Genomic DNA, 18,182 nt, shown 5'->3' on the forward strand with positions numbered 1-18,182 from the left:
GGCCGCACCATGGCGCGCCTTGAGCGGCTGGCGCTGACGGATTTCAGGAATTACGCGCGTCTGGTCTGGCAGCCCGATGCGCCGGTCAATGTCATTACCGGCGAGAACGGCACCGGCAAGACCAACCTGCTGGAAGCCCTGTCCCTGCTGGTGCCGGGGCGGGGGCTGCGTGGTGCGCGAGGCGCCGAGATCGCGCGGCATGGGGCGGCATTGTGGGGCGTGGCGGCGCGCTTCGTCGCTCCGGACGGTCTGCCGTCCGACCTTTCCACCGGCAGTGATCCGGCGCGGCCCGAACGCCGGGCCTTCCGGCGTGACGGCGAGGCCGTGCGCGGGCGGGGGGCGCTGGCCGATTCCCTGTCCGCCGTCTGGCTGACGCCGCAGATGGACCGGCTGTTCCAGGATGGGCTGCCCGGCCGCCGGCGGTTTCTGGACCGGCTGGTGGTGGCGCTGGAGCCCGGCCATGCGCGGGAACTGGCGGCCCATGACCAGTCGGTGACGCAGCGCAACCGCCTGCTGGCCGGGGGGCGCGCCGATGCGGCGTGGCTGGCGGCGCTGGAGGATTCGATGGCGCGGCATGCCGTGGCCGCCACGGCGGCGCGGCTGGTGCTGACGGATCGGCTGAACGAGGAAGGGGGGCTGGGGGCGCCCGAGGGGTTCCCCGCAGCGCGGCTCGACCTCCTGTGCCCGATCGCGGAGCAGTTGCGCGCCCGCCCGGCGCTGGCGGTCGAGGACTGGCTGCGTGACCGGCTGGCGGCCGGCCGGGCGGCGGATGCGACGCGGGGCGGTGCCGGCATGGGCGCGCATCGGGCCGACATGGCGCTGTCGGACCGGGCCAGCGCCCGGCCGGCGGCGCAGGCCAGCACCGGGCAGCAGAAGGCGCTGCTGCTGGGGGTGGTGCTGGCGCACGCGGCGCTGATGACGCGGCATCGGGGGGAGGCCCCGGTGATCCTGCTGGACGAGCCGCTGGTGCATCTGGACGAGCGGCGGCGCGAGGCGCTGTTTCGCAGCCTCGATGGATTTGACGGCACGGTTCTGATGACCGGGACCGATGCCGACCTGTTTCACCCGCTGCGCGGTCGCGCGGCGTTCCGCACGCTGTCGGACGGAGTGCTTCGGCCCGCGGGGGGAATTCCCCCGGCCGATGCTGGTTCGATGGACCCGAAGCCTGTATGATCGCGGCGTTCGACCACGATCCTGTCTGGAGCATCTGCCCGGTATGTCCGATCAATCCAATCCTGTTCAGAAATCCGATGCGGACATGAGCGGGACCTTGCCCGAAGATTCGGACTATGACGCCGCTTCCATTTCCGTCCTGAAGGGACTGGACGCCGTTCGCAAGCGGCCCGGCATGTATATCGGCGATACCGATGACGGGTCGGGCCTGCACCATATGGCCTTCGAGATCATCGACAACGCGGTCGATGAGGCGCAGGCCGGATTCGCCACCAGTTGCATCGTGACGCTGAACGGCGACGGAAGTGTGACCGTGCGCGACAACGGGCGCGGCATCCCGACCGACATGCATATCGAGGAAGGGGTCAGCGCGGCCGAAGTGGTGCTGACCAAGCTGCATGCCGGCGGCAAGTTCAACCAGAATTCCTACAAGGTGTCGGGCGGCCTGCATGGCGTGGGCGCGGCGGTGGTCAATGCCCTGTCCGAGTGGATGGAAGTGCGGATCTGGCGCAACGGCCAGGAGCACATGATCCGCTTCCAGCATGGTGAGCGCGATGCCCCGCTGGCGATCATCGGGCCGAGCGATGCGCCGCGCGGCACCCAGGTGACGTTCAAGCCCAGTGTCGGCACCTTCAAGATCACCGAGTTCGATTTCGCCATTCTGGAACGGCGGATGCGCGAGCTTGCCTTCCTCAATTCCGGCCTTGAGATCATCCTGCGCGACGAGCGGCATACGCCGACGCGCGAGGAGAATTTCCATTATGAGGGCGGTCTGTCCGCCTTTGTGTCGTGGCTGGATCGGGGGAAAAGCTCGATTGTCGATCCGCCGATCACCGGCAGCCTGCAGAACGAGGAAAACGGCATCAAGGTCGAGTTCGCGCTGTCGTGGAACGACAGTTTCCACGAGACGATGCTGTGCTTCACCAACAATATCCCGCAGCGTGACGGGGGCTCGCATCTCGCCGGGTTCCGGCAGGCGCTGACCCGCGTGGTGGGCAAATATGCCGAGAGCAATGCCAGCAAGAAGGACAGCCAGTCGCTGGTGGGCGAGGACATGCGCGAGGGCATGACGGCCGTGCTGTCGGTGAAGGTGCCGGACCCGAAATTCTCGTCGCAGACCAAGGACAAGCTGGTGTCCTCCGAGGTGCAGCCGGTGGTGCATGCGGCGGCGGCGGACATGATCGCCCACTGGTTCGAGACCCATCCGAAAGAGGCTCGCGGCATCGTCGCGAAGGTGATGGACGCGGCGGCGGCGCGCGAGGCGGCGCGGCGGGCGCGCGAACTGACGCGGCGCAAGGGTGTGCTGGATGTCTCGTCCCTGCCGGGCAAGCTGGCGGACTGCCAGGAGCGCGATCCGGCCAAGTCGGAACTGTTCATCGTCGAGGGGGATTCGGCGGGTGGCACCGCCAAGCAGGGGCGCGACCGGCGCTTCCAGGCGATTCTGCCGCTGAAGGGCAAGATCCTGAACGTGGAGCGCGCGCGCTTCGACCGCATGCTGGGTTCGGCCGAAGTCGGCACGCTGATTACCGCGCTGGGCACCGGCATCGGCCGGGGCGAGGTGGATCAGGGCGGATTTTCGATCAACAAGCTGCGCTACCACCGCGTCGTCATCATGACCGACGCGGACGTCGACGGGTCGCATATCCGCACGCTGCTGCTGACGTTCTTCTTCCGCCAGATGCCTGAACTGATCGAGCGCGGGCACCTGTATATCGCCCAGCCGCCGCTCTATCGCGCCAAGAGGGGCAATGACGAGCGCTACCTGAAGGACGATGCCGCGCTGGAGCAGTATCTGCTGGACAAGGCGCTGGCCAATGCGTCGATGCGCTATGCCGACGGGCGTGTGCTCCAGGGGGCGGAACTGGCTGCCGAGGTGATCTTTATCCGCGACGTGACGCGCGCGATCCAGCGCCTGTCGGTGCGGGCGCCGATCTGGATCCTGGAACAGGCGGCGGTGACCGGCGCGCTGAGTGCCGACACCCAGGTGGTGCAGGGGCGGGTACCGACCTTGCAGGCGCGGCTCGACGAGGTGTCGCTGCCCAATGAGCGGGGCTGGAAGGTGAGCGCCACGGCAGAATCCGGGCTGGAAATGGCGCGCAGCGTGCGTGGCGTGGGCGAAATCTATCGTCTGGATCCGGCGGCGCTGCGCAGCGCCGAGGTCCGCTGGCTGGCCGAGCGCGGGGAGCGGCTGGGAAGCGATTTCGCGGCGCCAGTGGAGCTGACGCTGGATGGCACGGCGCGAACCGCTGCGGGCCCGGCCTCGCTGTATGAGCGGATTCTGGCGCAGGGGCGGCGCGGGCTCTCGATCAACCGCTTCAAGGGACTGGGCGAGATGAACGATGCCCAGTTGTGGGAAACGACGCTGGACCCGGCCATGCGTACGCTGTTGCAGGTGAAGGTCGGGGATGTGGAGAATGCCGAACAGGTGTTCTCGACCCTGATGGGCGATGTCGTGGAGCCGCGCCGTGATTTTATCGTGGGCAATGCGCTCAAGGTCGCGAATCTGGACGTCTGAGCCGGGCGGTTTCCGTTGTATTGCTTCGTGGAGAGCCGTGATGCGTCTGTCACGTAAAGTCGCGGCGCGGGGATTCTCCGCGCTGGCGCTGGCGGCCATGCCTGGCGTGTGGGCGCCGGCCGCCCGGGCGGCGGATGCGCCCGTGCCCGTGGTCGCACCCGCGCCCGCGCAGGTCGTCCATGTTTATGGCGTCTTCAATCACGGCTTCCGGGCGCTGACGATTTCGGCGCGCTATGCCGTGACCTCGGATGGCTATGCCGTGCGGTCGACGATCCGCAGCGGCGGCCTGCTGGGGCTGCTGGTGCATATGAACGTCACCTCCCAGGCGACGGGGCGGTTCCTGCCCGATGGGGTGCGGCCGCTGACCTATGACAGTGCGGGCTATTCGCGCGGCGAGGATCGGCATGTCGTGCTGGATTACAGTGGCGGGCAGACGCATATCGCGCTCCAGACGCCGCCGGAGCCCAGCCGCGACCCGATTCCGGCCACCGATCTGGCACCGGCGATGGATTCGCTCAGCGCGCTGATGCGGCTGCAGCAGACGGTGCGCGCGCATCATCAGTGCGACGGGTCGGCTACCGTGTTCGACGGGGCGCGGCTGCTGCATATGGATGCCCACACGATCGGCACGCAGGACATGGCGCGCGATTCCCATCAGCCCTATCAGGGTGCGGCGTTGCGCTGTGATTTCAGCGACATGCAGATCGCCGGGTTCCGCAAGAGCGACGGGCCGGATTCGCCGGCCCGCAAGCCCGTGAACGGCTCGGTCTGGTTTCAGGACGTGCCGGGCGATGGGTTGACGATCGTCCGCATCGCCTTCGACCACCCGAAGCTGGGCCATCTGACGATAATGCTGCTGCCGGATGCCGCGTAGGGCGTTCCCTGGGGCCAGCTTTTCAAGCTGGAATTAATTCGCCGGCGAGATGCGGGATTTCGGTCATCGAATCGCCGCCTGCCGTGGCGCCGGCCTCCATTTCCGGGCGGCCATAGCCCCAGCGGGCGAAGATGGCGCGCACCCCGGCCCCTTCCGCCGCCGCGATGTCGTTGTGATGGTCGCCGACCATGACGGCGCGCGGCGGCGTGCCGTGGGCCTGCTGGATGGTGCCGAGCAGGTGGATGGGGTTGGGCTTGCGGGCGGGGAAGGTGTCGCCGCCGCCGATCGCGTCGAACACGCCTTCCAGCCCCAGCGCGTCGATGATGCGCGTGGCGGCGGCGACCGGCTTGTTGGTGCAGACCGCCAGCCGCCAGCCCTGTGCCCGCAGGGTCTTCAGCGCGTAGTCGGTGCCGGGGAACAGGCGGGACTGTTCGGTGGAACGGGGTGTGTAATCGGCCATGTAGCGTTGCACGGCCTCGTTGGCGTCGATCGGCGTTGCGGCCTCGCCGGCGTGGGCCAGCAGGCGGCGCACCAGCGCGGCCACGCCGTCACCGACCATGCCGCGCACCAGATCCGGCGCGATGCCGGGCAGGCCGTAGCTTTGCAGCATGCGGTCGGCGCTGGCGGCGAGGTCTGGCAGGCTGTCCAGAAGCGTGCCGTCCATGTCGAAAACGGCGAGGCGGGGTGAGGTCTGTGCTGGCATGGGCTCTCCTGACACCGGTCCGGTCGGGCTGGATGCAGTAATTGGTAAACCTAAGTGATGGCCCCGGATCACCCCTTTATTTGACAGGGCCGATCCTCGCCCGCTACCCGCATGACATGAATGCCCCGCCTCTGTCCGCGATGCCCGCGGACCTGTCCGCCCGACGCCCCGCCACCGCCGTCATCCTGGCGGCGGGGATGGGAACGCGCATGAAATCCGCCCAGCCGAAAGTGATGCATCCGCTCGCCGGCCGGCCGATGCTGCGGTACCTGCTGGATCATGCGGCCATGGTCTTCGACCGGATCGTGGTCGTCGTCGGGCCGGGCATGGAGCAGGTAGCCGCCCTGGCCGGGCCGCATCAGGTGGTGGTGCAGGCGGACCGGTTGGGCACCGCCCATGCCGCCGCGCAGGCGGCCGATCTGTTCGGTGACGGCGATGTGGCGGTGCTGTATGGCGACAACCCGCTGATTACGCCGGAGAGCATGCGCAACCTGCTGGCCTGCCGGGCAACGCCCGGTGTCGGGCTGGCGCTGATGGCGATGCGGCCGCGCGATCCGGGCCGCTATGGTCGGATCGTCAGTGAAGACGGGCTGGTGCGGCGGATCGTGGAATGGGCGGATGCGAGCCCGCAGGAGCGGGCGATCGGCCTGTGCAATGCCGGCGTGCTGTGCGCCGAGGCCGCGACCTTCCGGCGCTGGCTGTCGATGGTGCGCAACGACAATGCGCAGGGCGAATATTATCTGGGCGACGTGGTGGCCCTGGCCGTTGCCGAAGGGGAGCAGGTCCGCGCGGTGGAGGCCCCTGAGGACGAATTGCGCGGCATCAATTCCCGCGCCGAACTGGCCGAGGCCGAGGCCTGCGTGCAGAAGCGGCTGCGCGCGGCGGCGATGGATGCGGGCGTGACGCTGGTGGCGCCGGAGACGGTCTTTCTCTCGGCCGATACGGTGTTCGAGCCCGATGTGCTGGTGCAGCCCCATGTGGTGTTCGGGCCGGGGGTGCGCGTGCATCGTGGAGCGGAGATCCGGGCTTTCAGCCATCTGGAAGGTTGCGTGGTGGGGCCGGGGGCGCTGATCGGGCCCTATGCGCGGCTGCGGCCGGGCAGCGATGTGGGGGCGGCGGCGCATGTCGGCAATTTCGTCGAATTGAAAGCGACGACGCTTGGCGCCGGGGCGAAGGCTAACCATCTGACCTATCTGGGAGATGCGGCGATCGGCGCCGGGACCAATGTCGGGGCCGGGACGATTACCTGCAATTATGACGGTGTGTTCAAGCACCGCACCGAGATCGGCGTGGAGTGCTTCATCGGGTCGGATGCGATCCTGGTGGCACCGGTGGCGATCGGTGACGGGGCGCTGGTCGCGGCGGGAAGTGTCGTGACCGAAGACGTGCCTGCCGGTGCGCTGGCCTTTGGCCGCGCCCGCCAGGAGAACAAGGACGGACGGGGGGTGGCGCTGCGCGACGCCCTGCGCCGCAGGAAGAAGGAGCAGGGGTGATGTGCGGCATAGTCGGCGTTGTCGGCGGCAGGGACGCCACACCGATCATCTTCGATGCCCTGCGGCGGCTGGAATATCGCGGATATGATTCCGCCGGTATCGCGACGCTGGTGGACGGGCGGATCGAGCGGCGTCGCGCGGCCGGCAAGCTGGATAATCTGGCGGCGTTGCTGGCACGCGAGCCGCTGGCGGGCGTGACGGGCATCGGCCATACGCGCTGGGCCACCCATGGCGCGCCGACCGAGAACAACGCGCACCCGCATTCCACCGCCCGCGTGTCGATCGTGCATAACGGCATCATCGAGAATTTCGAGGAACTGCGCCGCGAGTTGGAGCAGGCCGGCCATGTCTTCGTGACCGAGACCGACAGCGAAACCGTGGCGCAACTGGTCGATTTCCATATGGCGCGGGGCCTGTCGCCGCGCGAGGCGGCGTTTGCCACGTTGCGCCGGCTGGAAGGGGCCTATGCGCTGGCGATGATCTTCGCCGGGCATGACAACCTGATGATCGGCGCGCGCCATGGAGCGCCGCTGGTGGTGGGCTATGGCGAGAACGAGATGTTCCTCGGCTCCGACAGCCTCGCCCTTGCGCCGCTGACGCGCCGCATCGCCTATCTGGACGATGGCGACTGGGTGGTGGTGACGCCGGAGGGCGCGGAATTCTTCGATGCCTCGGGCGAGCGGGTGGAACGCGCGGTGCGCATCACCGCGTTGATCGCCGGTTCGGTCGGCAAGGACGGTTATCGCCATTACATGGAGAAGGAACTGCACGAGCACCCGGTGGTGATCGGGCAGACCCTTCAGCGGCTGATCGACCCCGCGACCCGGCGGGTGATGATGCCGGAGCTGCCGTTCGACCTGGCATCGCTGCCGCGCGCGGCGGTGACGGCCTGCGGCTCGGCCTTCTATGCCGGGCTGATCGGTCGCTACTGGCTGGAAGCGGTGGCGGGCCTGCCGGTCGATATCGATGTGGCCAGCGAACTGCGCTATCGCGACCCGCCGCTGACGCCGGGGGGGCTGGGCCTGCTGATCTCGCAGTCGGGCGAGACGGCGGATACGCTGGCCGCGCTGCGCGGCATGCGCGCGCGCGGGCAGCATATTCTCTCGGTGCTGAATGTGGAGCAGAGCACGATGGCGCGCGAGAGCGACGTCGTGCTGGGCACCGTCGCCGGCCCTGAAATCTCGGTGGCGAGCACCAAGGCCTTTACCGCCCAGCTTTCGGTGCTGGCGTGCCTGACGATTGCGATCGGGCGGGCACGGGGCACGCTGTCGGAGGCGCGGGAACAGGAACTGGTGGCGGAACTGCTGGACCTGCCCAGCCGCGCGAACGAGGTGTTCGACCAGGGGCCGGCGATCCGCGAGATGGCGGCGGTCGTGGCACGGGCGCGCGACGTGCTGTATCTGGGGCGCGGATCGTCCTTTCCGGTGGCCATGGAAGGGGCGCTGAAGCTGAAGGAGGTCTCGTATATCCATGCCGAGGCCTATGCGGCGGGCGAGATGAAGCATGGGCCGATCTCGCTGATCGATAATACCGTGCCGATCGTGGCCACGCTGCCTTCGGGCCGGTTGTTCGAGAAGACGCTCTCCAACCTTCAGGAAGCCCGTGCGCGGGGCGGCCGCCTGCTGGTCTTTACCGACACGAAGGGGGCGCCGCGCCTGCGCGACCTGGCCGAAATCGTGGTGGCGCTGCCGACGGTGAGCGAATTTACCGCTCCGGTGTTGCAGACGATTCCGGTGCAGATGCTGGCTTATGAAGTCGCCCTGCTGAAGGGAACGGATGTGGACCAGCCGCGCAATCTGGCGAAGTCGGTCACCGTCGAATAGCTGACGGCTTCTGGGGGCGGTTCAGGCCAGACGCTCCCGGGTGTTGTCTTCGGCCGCAGGAGGCAACATCCTCTCGCCCCGAACCGCCGGCTGGCCCGGTGGGGAGAAGGGAGCGATATCCATGACGAAGATGGAATCCGGCGCACGGCCGCGGGTGCTGGTACGCGGAGCCGGCGTGGCGGGCCTGACCAGCGCGGTGACGCTGGCCGAGCGCGGTGCCGACGTGGTGTTGCTGGAGATCGGCGGCCGCGAGGGCTCCGGAGCGTCATGGATGGCGGGCGGCATGCTGGCGCCGTGGTGCGAGGCCGAATCCGCGCCGCCCGAGGTGACGCGCGATTCGCTCGAATCGGTCGAATGGTGGTCCGCCCACGTGCCGGACGTGGCGCGGAATGGCACGCTGGTTCTGGCCCCGCCGCGCGATGTGGGCGATATTGCGCGTTTCGCACGGCGGACCAGCCATTTCCAGACCGTGGACGGTGCCCGCATCGCCGAACTGGAGCCCGATCTGGAGGGGCGGTTCGATAAGGGGCTGTTCTTTCCCGAGGAAGGGCATCTGAACCCGCGCGACGCGCTGGGGGCGTTGCGCGCGCGGCTGGTCGCCCTGGGCGGCACGATCGGCCTCAACGCGGCGGCCGATCGCGTGCCCGAGGACCCGTGGCAGGGCGCGCGGCCCGACTGGGTGGTGGACTGCACCGGGATTGCCGCCGAAAACCAGTTGACCGGACTGCGCGGCGTGCGCGGCGAGATGGTGCTGCTGCGCTGCCGTGACGTGACGCTGCACCGGCCCGTCCGCATGCTGCATCCGCGGATACCGGTTTACATCGTGCCCCGGGCGGACCATCTGTTCATGGTGGGGGCGACGATGGTGGAGAGCGAGAGCCTTGCCAGCATGACCCTGCGCTCGATGGTGGAACTGCTGACCGCCGCCTATGTGCTGCATCCGGCCTTCGGTGAAGCCGAAATCGTCGAAACGGGCGTTGGCGTGCGGCCCGCCTATCCGGACAATGTGCCGGCCGTGACCGTTCATGGACGCACCGTTTATGTGAACGGGATGTATCGCCATGGTTTCCTGCTGTCGCCCTCGCGGGCGCGGCGGGTGGGCGACATCGTGTTCGGTGGTCCCGCCGCCTGACGGACGGGGTGACGGGCGAACGGGGCAGGGAGGAATGACGTGAGGATACTGGTGAACGAGGAGCCGCGCGAGATCACGACGGCGACCCTGGCCGGCCTGCTGGACGAACTGGGCTATGGCGACGCCAGGGTGGCGACGGCGGTGGACGGTGCGTTCGTGCCGGCATCGCGCCGGGCGTCATGGACGCTGGATGAGGGCGCGCGGATCGAGATCCTGGCGCCGATGCAGGGGGGATAGACCCATGCTGTTCTATGGTACCGAACTGTCGTCCCGCCTGATGCTGGGTACGGCGCAATATCCGTCACCCGAAATTCTGGCCGACGCCGTGCGGGCCGCCCAGGCGGGGGTGGTGACGGTGTCGCTGCGGCGCGAATCGGTCGGCAGCCGCGCCGGGCAGGCTTTCTGGTCGCTGATCCGCGACCTGGGTGTGCCCGTCCTGCCCAATACGGCGGGTTGCCATACGGTGAAGGAGGCGGTGACGACCGCCCACATGGCGCGCGAGGTGTTCGAGACCGACTGGATCAAGCTGGAGGTCATCGGGGAATCGGACACGCTGCAACCCGACATGTTCGCGCTGGTCGAGGCGGCCCGGATCCTGAGCGAGGACGGGTTCAAGGTCTTTCCGTACATGACGGAGGATCTGGTGGGCGCCGAGCGGCTGTTGCGGGCGGGCTGCCGGGTGCTGATGCCCTGGGGGGCGCCGATCGGTTCCGGCAAGGGACTGAACAATGTGTTCGGCCTGCGGGCATTGCGGGCGCATTTCCCCGATGTGCCGCTGGTGGTGGATGCGGGGATCGGCCTGCCGTCGCATGCCGCGCAGGCGATGGAACTGGGCTATGACGCGGTGCTGATCAATACCGCCGTGGCGCAGTCGGGCGATCCGGCGCGGATGGCGACGGCGTTTCGGCTGGCGGTCGAGGCCGGGCTGATCGCGCGGGCCGCCGACCCGATGGAGCAGCGCGACATGGCGGCGCCTTCGACCCCCGTTCTCGGCCGGGCGGTGCTGGCATGAGCCTGCCGTCGCGGATCTATCCGGTCGTCGATCGGGCGGAGTGGGTCGACCGTCTGGGCGGGGCCGGGGCGCGGCTGATCCAGTTGCGCGTCAAGGACCTGGAAGGCGCCGCGCTGCTGGCCGAAATCCGCGCCGCGCGTGCCCATGCCGTGCGCCATGGCGTGTGCCTGGTGCTGAATGATTACTGGCGCCTCGCGCTGGATGAAGGAATCGATTTCATTCATCTGGGCCAGGAGGATCTGGATGATGCCGATCTGGCCGCGATTCGGGCCGGGGGGATTCGCCTGGGCGTGAGTACCCATTCCACGGGCGAACTCGACCGTGCCCTGTCGGTGCGGCCCGATTATGTGGCACTCGGCCCGGTCTGGCCGACAAAGCTGAAGAAGATGCCCTGGGGGCCGCAGGGTGTGGAGCGGCTGGGGGAATGGAAGCGGCTGGTCGGGTCGGTGCCGCTGGTCGCCATTGGTGGAATCACGCTGGCGCGGGCCGCATCCTGCATCGCGGCGGGGGCGGATTGCGTTTCCGCCGTGTCGGACTTCATCGGCCAGCCGGACCCCGAGGGGCAGGTGCGGGTCTGGCTGGCGGCCACGGCGGAGGGCGCCGTGTTTCAGGACGGCAGCATAACGTGACCGGCCGGAGCCGTTGCCGCTAACCAACCGGTATGCTTTTTCGGGGCATGAGCACGGGCGAGGGACCCGGCGCCGCATGGCGGTGCCGGACGGCCATCGGAATGTCATACTCTCAGGCCATAATGGATCGGCTGGGCGTGAGACGACAGGGAGTTAACGGATGGCGGTGACAGGTCTGGCTGCGGTTCTTCTGGCGATCGCCGCGCTTCTGGTGGTCGTCAGCGCGGTTCAGCCGGTCGCAAGACGCCTGGAAATCTCGGAGACGGTGCTGCTGGCGCTGGCGGGCATCGTGCTGGGCGGCAGTGCCGACCTGGTGCTGCGGTCGTCCTATACCGAACTGTTCAACGGCGCAGCCGAGACCCTGCTGGATTTTCCGCTGAACAGCGAAGCCTTCCTGCTGATCTTCCTGCCCGCGCTGGTGTTTCAGGGGGCGCTGGCCATCGACGTCCGCCGCCTGGCGCATGAGACGGCGACCGTGCTGCTGCTGGCGGTGGTGGCGGTGGTGGTCTCGACCGCGACCATCGGGCTCGCGCTGTTTCCCTTTGCCGGCCTGCCGCTTTCGGTCTGCCTGCTGCTGGGGGCGATCGTGGCGACGACCGACCCTTCGGCGGTGGCGGGGATCTTTCGCGATATCGGGGCCAGCAGCCGGCTGACCCGTCTGGTCGAGGGCGAGGCGCTGCTGAACGACGCGGCGGCGATTTCGATCTTCTCGCTGCTGCTGGCGGCGGTGACGTCGCATCACAGCATCGCGCCGGGCAGCGCCCTGCTGGAATTCCTGGTCTCGTTCATCGGCGCCATCGTGATGGGCGTGCTGTTCGGGCGGCTGACGCTGCTGATGATCACCACCATCGGCGCGGCGCCGGCCGCCGAGATCACGCTGACCGTGGCGCTGCCCTATATCGTCTATATTCTCTGTGACGAATTCCTGGGTTTCTCCGGCGTGGTGGCCGCCGCGTCGGCGGGGCTGACCATGTCGGTCTACGGGCCCTCGACGTTCCGGCCGCAGACATGGCGCTTTCTCAACGAACTCTGGCAGCAGCTTGTGTTCTGGGCCGGCTCGCTGGTGTTCGTGCTGGCGTCGATGCTCGTGCCCCGGCTGCTGGTGGGCATGACGCGCTGGGACTGCGTATTGATTCTGCTGGCGACGGGGGCCGGGCTGCTGGCGCGCGGCGCGGTGGTGTTCGGCCTGCTGCCGCTGCTGGCGGCCACGCGCCTGTCGCCGCCAGTGCCGACACCCTTCAAGATCACGATGGTCTGGGGCGGGCTGCGGGGGGCGATTACGCTGGCGCTGGCGCTGGCGGTGACCGAGAACCAGCATGTTTCGACCCCGGTCGCGCATTTCATCGGGATCATCGCCACCGGGTTCGTGCTGATCACGCTGTTCGTCAACGGCACCACGCTGCGCTATCTGGTGCTGTTCCTGAAGCTCGACCAGCTTTCGCCGATCGACCAGGCTCTGCGGCATCAGGTGCTGGGCATCGGGCTGGGCGAGGTGCGCGACCGCACCAGCGAGGTCGCCGAGGAACTGGGCTTCTCCCGCGCCGTGTCGGATACCGTCATCAGCCAGCTCGGGCGACAGGTGGAGGAAGAGGAACAGGCCAATACCTTCGACACCGCGCTGGGCGACCGGCAGAGGGTGACGCTGGCGCTGATCGTGATTGCGAACCGCGAGCGCTCGATCCTGCTGGACCTGTTCCGCATCCAGGGCCTGTCGCGCCCGGTGATGGAGACGCTGCTGCGCTCGGCCGAGGCAATGGTCGACGGTGCCCGGCTGGAGGGGCGTTTCGGCTATGTGCGCGCCCTGCGCCGGCGCCTGCGGCCGTCGCTGCGCTTCCGGCTGGCGCAGGCGATCCATCATCGCTTCCATTTCGACCAGCCGCTGATGTCGTGCATGACCGAGCGGTTCGAGATGCTGATGATCAGCTATTTCGTCTCGCTGTCGCTGATCCGCTTCATGCGCACCCGCATGGAGCCGACGCTGGGCAGCCGCATCGGCGAGATCGTCGGCGAGGTGCTGGAGCGGCAGCGCAAGCTGCTGTACGAGGCGTTGCAGACGCTGCGGCTGCATTATCAGGGCTATTCGGAGGCGCTGGAAATGCGCCTGCTGCAACAGGTCTCGCTGCGGCTGGAAGGCGAGGAATATGATTCCCTGCTGTCGGAATCGCTGATCAGCGACGAACTGCACCGCGAGCTTCATCGCGATGTCGAGCGGCGGCGCGGGCATCTGGGCGCGCCGCTGGTCTTCAACATCAAGGCCGGGATCGAGGCGCGGATGCGCGCGCTGCCGGTTTTCCGGGGCCTGTCGGACGACGCGCTGCATGCGATCGCGCCGCAATTTTCGATCCATTTCACGTCGCCGGGCGAGCGGCTGTATCGGCGCGGGCGCCGGGTGCGGACGGTCTATTTCATCAGTGCCGGGCTGGCGGAAACCCATTTCCCCGAACATGACGTGCGCTTCGGCGCCGGCGATGTGATCGGGGCGGAGGAAGCCCTGTCGCGCATGCCGGCGCGGGCGGTGACCCGGTCGTTGCAGTTCGGCCAGTTCCTGAGCATCAGCACGCGGCGTTTCCGCCGGCTGGTGGCCGAGTATCCTGACATCCTGGCCAATCTTGATGAACTGACGCGGGCGCGGCATACCACCGAACGCTCCGGGGTCATGCTGTTGCCGGGCGACAGCGCGGTTCTGACACCTTCCGATGATGCGATCGCGCTGGCGACGGCCGATCTGTCGGACGCGCTGCCCGAAACGGCCGACGAGCCGGGGCACCGGCAGGGGCCGTCTGCCTGATTTCAAGGGATGGCGGGGGGCATGGTCGATTCGATACTGTTCTGATATCGGTACGGCGGGCCGGCGGGGTGACCGCCTGTGCGCGACCCGGTTTGTCTGGTCCGGAGGATTTGTATGCTGACATTGCAGGTAAACGGCACGGCGCATCAGGTGGATGTTCCCGATGACATGCCGCTGCTGTGGGTCCTGCGGGATGTGCTGGGGCTTCCGGGCACGAAGTTCGGCTGCGGGATCGGCCAGTGCGGGGCCTGCACCGTCCATGTCGACGGCAAGGCGGTGCGGGCCTGTTCGCTGCCGGCCTCGCTGGTGGGCCAGCGGCCGGTCACGACGATCGAGGGACTGGCCGAGGACGAAGTGGCGGCGGAGGTGACGAAAGCCTGGCTGGAGATCGATGTCGTCCAGTGCGGCTATTGCCAGCCGGGCCAGATCATGGCGGCCATCGCCCTGCTGAAAGGCAACCTGCATCCTTCCGACGACGAGATCGACCAGGCGATGTCGGGCAATATCTGTCGCTGCGGCACCTATCGGCGGATCAGGGCGGCCATTCGCAACGTGGCCGGAGCGGTTTGATGGCGATGACGACGATTGCGGTTTCGCGCCGCCGGGCCCTGGCCGGGGCCGGCGGATTGCTGATGGCGGCGATGCTGCCGCACGCGCGGTCGCGCGCGGCGACGGTGACGCGGATCGTGGAGGACCAGACCGGCCCCTTCGCGCCCAACGCCTTCGTGCGGATTGCGCCGGATGGCAGCATCACCCTGATCCTGCCGAATGTGGAGATGGGGCAGGGGATCTATACCGGCGAGGCGATGCTGATCGCCGAGGAACTGGATGTCGGGCTGGATCAGATCCAGATCGAGGCCGCGCCGGCCGACGATGCCTATGTCACCAAGGCGTTGGGAACCGAGGCGACCGGCGGCTCGACTTCAACGATCGCGACATGGACCAGCCTGCGCGAGGCCGGCGCGGTGGCGCGTACGCTGCTGATCCGGGCGGCTGCCGATCGCTGGGTGGTCGATCCGGCTTCATGCCAGACCGAGGCTGGGGTGGTGAAGCACGTGCCCACCGGGCGCACGCTGACCTATGGCGAACTGGCGGTGGAGGCGGCGGCTCTGCCGGTTCCTTCCGGCCCGGTCGCGTTGCGCGATCCCTCGACCTTTCGCCTGATCGGCCATGCCCAGCACCGGCTGGACGGACCGGCCAAGGTAAACGGCACGGCGACCTTCGGCATTGATATCCAGCAGCCGGACATGAAGATCGGCACCGTCGCGGCCTGCCCGGTGATGGGCGGTGTGCTGCTGCATGTCGATGACAGCGCGGCGCGGCAGGTGCCGGGCGTGCGCGACGTGCTGACGATCGGCAACGCGGTCTGCGTGGTCGGCGACCATTACTGGGCGGCGCGCAAGGGGCTGGAAGCCCTGGCGATCACCTGGGACGAGGGCGTCAATTCCACCGTGTCCACGGAAACGGTCTATCGGCAGTTGCATGAGGCGCTGCAGGGACCCGCGATCGTCGCCAACAGCAAGGGCGATGCCAAGGCGGCCATTGCCCATGCGGCGACGCGGGTCGAGGCCGTGTATCAGCAGCCGCTGCTGGCGCATGCGCCGATGGAGCCGATCAATTGCACGGTGCATGTAATGCCCGAGCGTTGCGATGTCTGGGTCGGGACCCAGGTGCCGATGCGGGCCCGCGATTCGGCGGCCGAGGTGACGGGTCTGCCGAAGGAGAAAATCTTTCTGCACAACCAGTATATCGGCGGCGGATTCGGGCGGCGGCTGGAGCATGAATATGTCACGCAGGCAGTGCAGTTCGCCCGCCAGGTGTCCTATCCGCTCAAGGTGATCTGGAGCCGCGAGGAGGATCTGACGATGGACCGGTATCGTCCGGCCTATGTCGATCATCTGGTCGGCGGGCTGGACGCGCACGGCAATCTGGTGGGGCTGTCGCACCGTATCGTGGGGCCCGCGGTCGTTGCCCGCTGGGCGCCCGAGGCGCTGCTGCCGAATGGCGTGGATGACGACCTGCTGGTCGCCACGGTCGAGACGCCCTACGCCATCCCCGCGATGTTCCTGGATTATGCGCGGCGGGAGACTCCGGGCGTGGTGACGGCCTGGTGGCGTGGGGTTGGCGGCACGCGCGGGGTCTTCGTCATCGAGAGCTTCATCGACGAACTGGCGGCCAGCGCGAAAATCGATCCGGTGGCGTTCCGTCGCCGGATGACGGGTGACCATCCGCGTGCGCGCGCAGTCCTGGACCTGGCGGCCGAGAAGGCGGAATGGGGGACGAAACTGCCGGAGGGCGTCGGGCGCGGCGTAGCGCTGCAATATGTCTTCGGCTCGTACCTCGCCACGGTGATGGAGGTCGAAATGTCGGCGATGGGCACCGTGCGGGTGCGCCGTGCCGTGGTCGCCGTCGATTGCGGGCGGGTGGTCAATCCCGATCAGGTGGTGTCGCAGATCGAGGGCGGGCTGATCTTCGGCCTGAGTGCCGCCCTGTTCAACGAGGTGACGCTGGAAAACGGGCGGGTGCAGGAGAAGAACTTCAATACATACAGGATCCTGCGGATGAACGAATCCCCGGCCATCGAGGTGCATCTGATCGACAGCACCGAGGACCCCGGTGGAATTGGCGAGACCGGAACGGCCGCGGCCGCGGCGGCCCTGGCCAATGCGATGGCGGCCGCCACCGGCCGGCGCTATCGCCGGTTGCCGCTGACGGGGCCGCAGGCATGAGTCGCCCGGTCATGATGCGTTTCGGACGCCGGGTGGCCGGCATGGCCGTGCTGGCCGGGATCGTGCTGGCCGGGGCCGCGCGGGCGCAGGACGCCGATCTGGTGCGGCGCGGTGCCTATCTGGAACAGGCGGCGGATTGCGAGGTCTGCCACACGAAGCAGGGGGGCGTGCCCTTCGCCGGCGGGCGGGCGTTCGACCTGCCGGGGATCGGCACCATCTATGCCCCGAACATCACCCCCGATGCCGAAACCGGAATCGGGCGCTATACCGACGCGCAGTTCGATTCGGCCGTGCGACGCGGCGTGGGGCCGGGATGGCGGCATCTCTATCCCGTCATGCCCTATGCGTCCTACGCGAAGATGACGGAAGAGGATGTGCGCGCCATTCGCGCCTATCTGATGAGCCTGCGTCCGGTCCATGCGCCGGCACCGGCCAACCAGGTGCGGTTTCCCTATAATATCCGCATGGCGATGATCGGGTGGAACCTGCTCTATCGCCCGTCCGGCCCTCTGCCGGACGATCCGGGACGGTCGGCGGCCTGGAACCGGGGGCGCTATCTGGTCGATGCCGCCGGCCATTGCGGCGAGTGCCATACGCCCCGAAATATGCTCCAGGCGTTGTCGGTGACGAAATCCTATGCCGGGGCCACGATCGATGGGTGGCTGGCCTATAATATCTCGTCGGATGTCGATAGCGGCATCGGTGCGTGGAGCGACCCGCAACTGGCGGCGTACCTGTCCACGGGCCATGCCGACGGGCGCGGTACGGCCGTGGGGCCGATGGCGGAAGTGGTCAGCCACAGTCTGCGCTACCTGACGCTGGAGGATGTCGCGGCGATGGTGACCTATCTCCGCAGTCTGCCGGCGCGACGGTCGGACGAGACCATCGGGGTCGTTTCGCCCGAGACGCTGGCTCAGGCGGCCCCAAACCACAGCAATGGCGGGCGGCTGTTCGCCGGGGCCTGTGCCGGGTGCCATCTGACGGACGGGCATGGGCGGCAGGTCGATTTCGCCGCCCTGTGGGGCGCGCGCAGCCTGGGCGAGACCGATGGGCGGAACCTGGTCCGGACCATGGTGGAGGGGGCGACGCTGCAAAGCGCGCATGGCGCGATGATCATGCCGGCGTTCGGGCCTGAATATCGCAACCAGGATCTGGCCGACATCGCGAATTATGCCATCGGCCATTTCGGGAATCGGGAGGGCCATGTGACGGCCCAGGACGTTGCCGCCGCCCGGGGAGCCGTTTCGCCCTGAGCGGGGCAGGCGCCGCGACCATGCCTGCCGGGCCCGCCATGCGCGGGTCCGGCACATC

Annotated in this window: 14 protein-coding genes; 13 read left to right on the plus strand and 1 reads right to left on the minus strand. The window is 68.1% G+C overall.

Annotated elements, in window-relative coordinates:
• The first annotated feature begins 9 nt into the window (after nucleotides 1-9).
• From recF to ACMAUO_RS01630, 3 genes are all read left to right on the plus strand, one after another.
• Nucleotides 10-1,173 (plus strand): DNA replication/repair protein RecF, encoded by a 1,164-nt coding sequence (gene recF / locus ACMAUO_RS01620; protein ID WP_420355263.1) that lies wholly within the window; start codon nucleotides 10-12, stop codon nucleotides 1,171-1,173.
• An 85-nt stretch (nucleotides 1,174-1,258) separates the two neighbouring features.
• The gene (gyrB, locus tag ACMAUO_RS01625) at nucleotides 1,259-3,688 is read left to right on the plus strand and encodes a DNA topoisomerase (ATP-hydrolyzing) subunit B (RefSeq protein ID WP_420355264.1); all 2,430 of its coding nucleotides are present in this window, start codon (nucleotides 1,259-1,261) and stop codon (nucleotides 3,686-3,688) included.
• 40 nt (nucleotides 3,689-3,728) lie between these two features.
• Entirely contained in the window at nucleotides 3,729-4,562 is an 834-nt protein-coding gene (locus tag ACMAUO_RS01630) for a DUF3108 domain-containing protein (protein WP_420355265.1), read from the plus strand.
• A 22-nt stretch (nucleotides 4,563-4,584) separates the two neighbouring features.
• Here ACMAUO_RS01630 and gph read toward each other — a convergent pair whose 3' ends face one another.
• Complete coding sequence (gph, locus tag ACMAUO_RS01635) at nucleotides 4,585-5,265, minus strand: phosphoglycolate phosphatase (protein ID WP_420355266.1); 681 nt, start codon at nucleotides 5,263-5,265, stop codon at nucleotides 4,585-4,587.
• 116 nt (nucleotides 5,266-5,381) lie between these two features.
• On the opposite strand from gph, the gene glmU reads away from it, so the two are divergent.
• The 10 genes from glmU (at nucleotide 5,382) to ACMAUO_RS01685 (ending at nucleotide 18,124) form a co-directional block, all read left to right on the plus strand.
• Entirely contained in the window at nucleotides 5,382-6,758 is a 1,377-nt protein-coding gene (gene glmU / locus ACMAUO_RS01640) for a bifunctional UDP-N-acetylglucosamine diphosphorylase/glucosamine-1-phosphate N-acetyltransferase GlmU (protein ID WP_420357167.1), read from the plus strand.
• Nucleotides 6,758-8,581 (plus strand): glutamine--fructose-6-phosphate transaminase (isomerizing), encoded by a 1,824-nt coding sequence (glmS, locus tag ACMAUO_RS01645; protein ID WP_420355267.1) that lies wholly within the window; start codon nucleotides 6,758-6,760, stop codon nucleotides 8,579-8,581. The genes glmU and glmS overlap by 1 nt, the downstream gene beginning before the upstream one ends.
• A gap of 121 nt (nucleotides 8,582-8,702) precedes the next feature.
• Complete coding sequence (locus ACMAUO_RS01650; protein WP_420355268.1) at nucleotides 8,703-9,713, plus strand: FAD-dependent oxidoreductase; 1,011 nt, start codon at nucleotides 8,703-8,705, stop codon at nucleotides 9,711-9,713.
• A 39-nt stretch (nucleotides 9,714-9,752) separates the two neighbouring features.
• Entirely contained in the window at nucleotides 9,753-9,950 is a 198-nt protein-coding gene (gene thiS / locus ACMAUO_RS01655) for a sulfur carrier protein ThiS (RefSeq protein ID WP_420355269.1), read from the plus strand.
• Nucleotides 9,951-9,954: 4 nt separating this feature from the next.
• Entirely contained in the window at nucleotides 9,955-10,725 is a 771-nt protein-coding gene (locus ACMAUO_RS01660) for a thiazole synthase (protein WP_420355270.1), read from the plus strand.
• A complete protein-coding gene (locus tag ACMAUO_RS01665) occupies nucleotides 10,722-11,354 on the plus strand; it encodes a thiamine phosphate synthase (protein WP_420355271.1) in 633 nt (210 codons plus the stop codon). Before ACMAUO_RS01660 ends, ACMAUO_RS01665 begins: the two co-directional genes overlap by 4 nt.
• A gap of 160 nt (nucleotides 11,355-11,514) precedes the next feature.
• On the plus strand, nucleotides 11,515-14,142 hold the full coding sequence (locus ACMAUO_RS01670; protein WP_420355272.1) for a cation:proton antiporter domain-containing protein: 2,628 nt from the start codon (nucleotides 11,515-11,517) through the stop codon (nucleotides 14,140-14,142).
• Between the two features lie 114 nt (nucleotides 14,143-14,256).
• Complete coding sequence (locus ACMAUO_RS01675) at nucleotides 14,257-14,712, plus strand: (2Fe-2S)-binding protein (protein WP_420355273.1); 456 nt, start codon at nucleotides 14,257-14,259, stop codon at nucleotides 14,710-14,712.
• A gap of 5 nt (nucleotides 14,713-14,717) precedes the next feature.
• On the plus strand, nucleotides 14,718-16,871 hold the full coding sequence (locus ACMAUO_RS01680) for a xanthine dehydrogenase family protein molybdopterin-binding subunit (RefSeq protein ID WP_420357168.1): 2,154 nt from the start codon (nucleotides 14,718-14,720) through the stop codon (nucleotides 16,869-16,871).
• Between the two features lie 14 nt (nucleotides 16,872-16,885).
• Nucleotides 16,886-18,124, plus strand: coding sequence for a c-type cytochrome (locus tag ACMAUO_RS01685; RefSeq protein WP_420357169.1), 1,239 nt, complete (start codon nucleotides 16,886-16,888; stop codon nucleotides 18,122-18,124).
• Nucleotides 18,125-18,182: the final 58 nt, after the last annotated feature.

The sequence above is a fragment of the Gluconacetobacter brunescens genome (assembly GCF_048695475.1).
Classification (GTDB): domain Bacteria; phylum Pseudomonadota; class Alphaproteobacteria; order Acetobacterales; family Acetobacteraceae; genus Gluconacetobacter.

Excerpts from the sequence above, each read along its gene's own strand:
- recF (WP_420355263.1), top strand. The coding sequence starts at position 10 with ATGGCGCGCCTTGAGCGGCTGGCGCTGACGGATTTCAGGAATTACGCG.
- gyrB (WP_420355264.1), top strand. The coding sequence starts at position 1,259 with ATGAGCGGGACCTTGCCCGAAGATTCGGACTATGACGCCGCTTCCATT.
- ACMAUO_RS01630 (WP_420355265.1), top strand. The coding sequence starts at position 3,729 with ATGCGTCTGTCACGTAAAGTCGCGGCGCGGGGATTCTCCGCGCTGGCG.
- gph (WP_420355266.1), bottom strand. The coding sequence starts at position 5,265 with ATGCCAGCACAGACCTCACCCCGCCTCGCCGTTTTCGACATGGACGGC.
- glmU (WP_420357167.1), top strand. The coding sequence starts at position 5,382 with ATGAATGCCCCGCCTCTGTCCGCGATGCCCGCGGACCTGTCCGCCCGA.
- glmS (WP_420355267.1), top strand. The coding sequence starts at position 6,758 with ATGTGCGGCATAGTCGGCGTTGTCGGCGGCAGGGACGCCACACCGATC.
- ACMAUO_RS01650 (WP_420355268.1), top strand. The coding sequence starts at position 8,703 with ATGACGAAGATGGAATCCGGCGCACGGCCGCGGGTGCTGGTACGCGGA.
- ACMAUO_RS01660 (WP_420355270.1), top strand. The coding sequence starts at position 9,955 with ATGCTGTTCTATGGTACCGAACTGTCGTCCCGCCTGATGCTGGGTACG.
- ACMAUO_RS01665 (WP_420355271.1), top strand. The coding sequence starts at position 10,722 with ATGAGCCTGCCGTCGCGGATCTATCCGGTCGTCGATCGGGCGGAGTGG.
- ACMAUO_RS01670 (WP_420355272.1), top strand. The coding sequence starts at position 11,515 with ATGGCGGTGACAGGTCTGGCTGCGGTTCTTCTGGCGATCGCCGCGCTT.
- ACMAUO_RS01675 (WP_420355273.1), top strand. The coding sequence starts at position 14,257 with ATGCTGACATTGCAGGTAAACGGCACGGCGCATCAGGTGGATGTTCCC.
- ACMAUO_RS01680 (WP_420357168.1), top strand. The coding sequence starts at position 14,718 with ATGACGACGATTGCGGTTTCGCGCCGCCGGGCCCTGGCCGGGGCCGGC.
- ACMAUO_RS01685 (WP_420357169.1), top strand. The coding sequence starts at position 16,886 with ATGCGTTTCGGACGCCGGGTGGCCGGCATGGCCGTGCTGGCCGGGATC.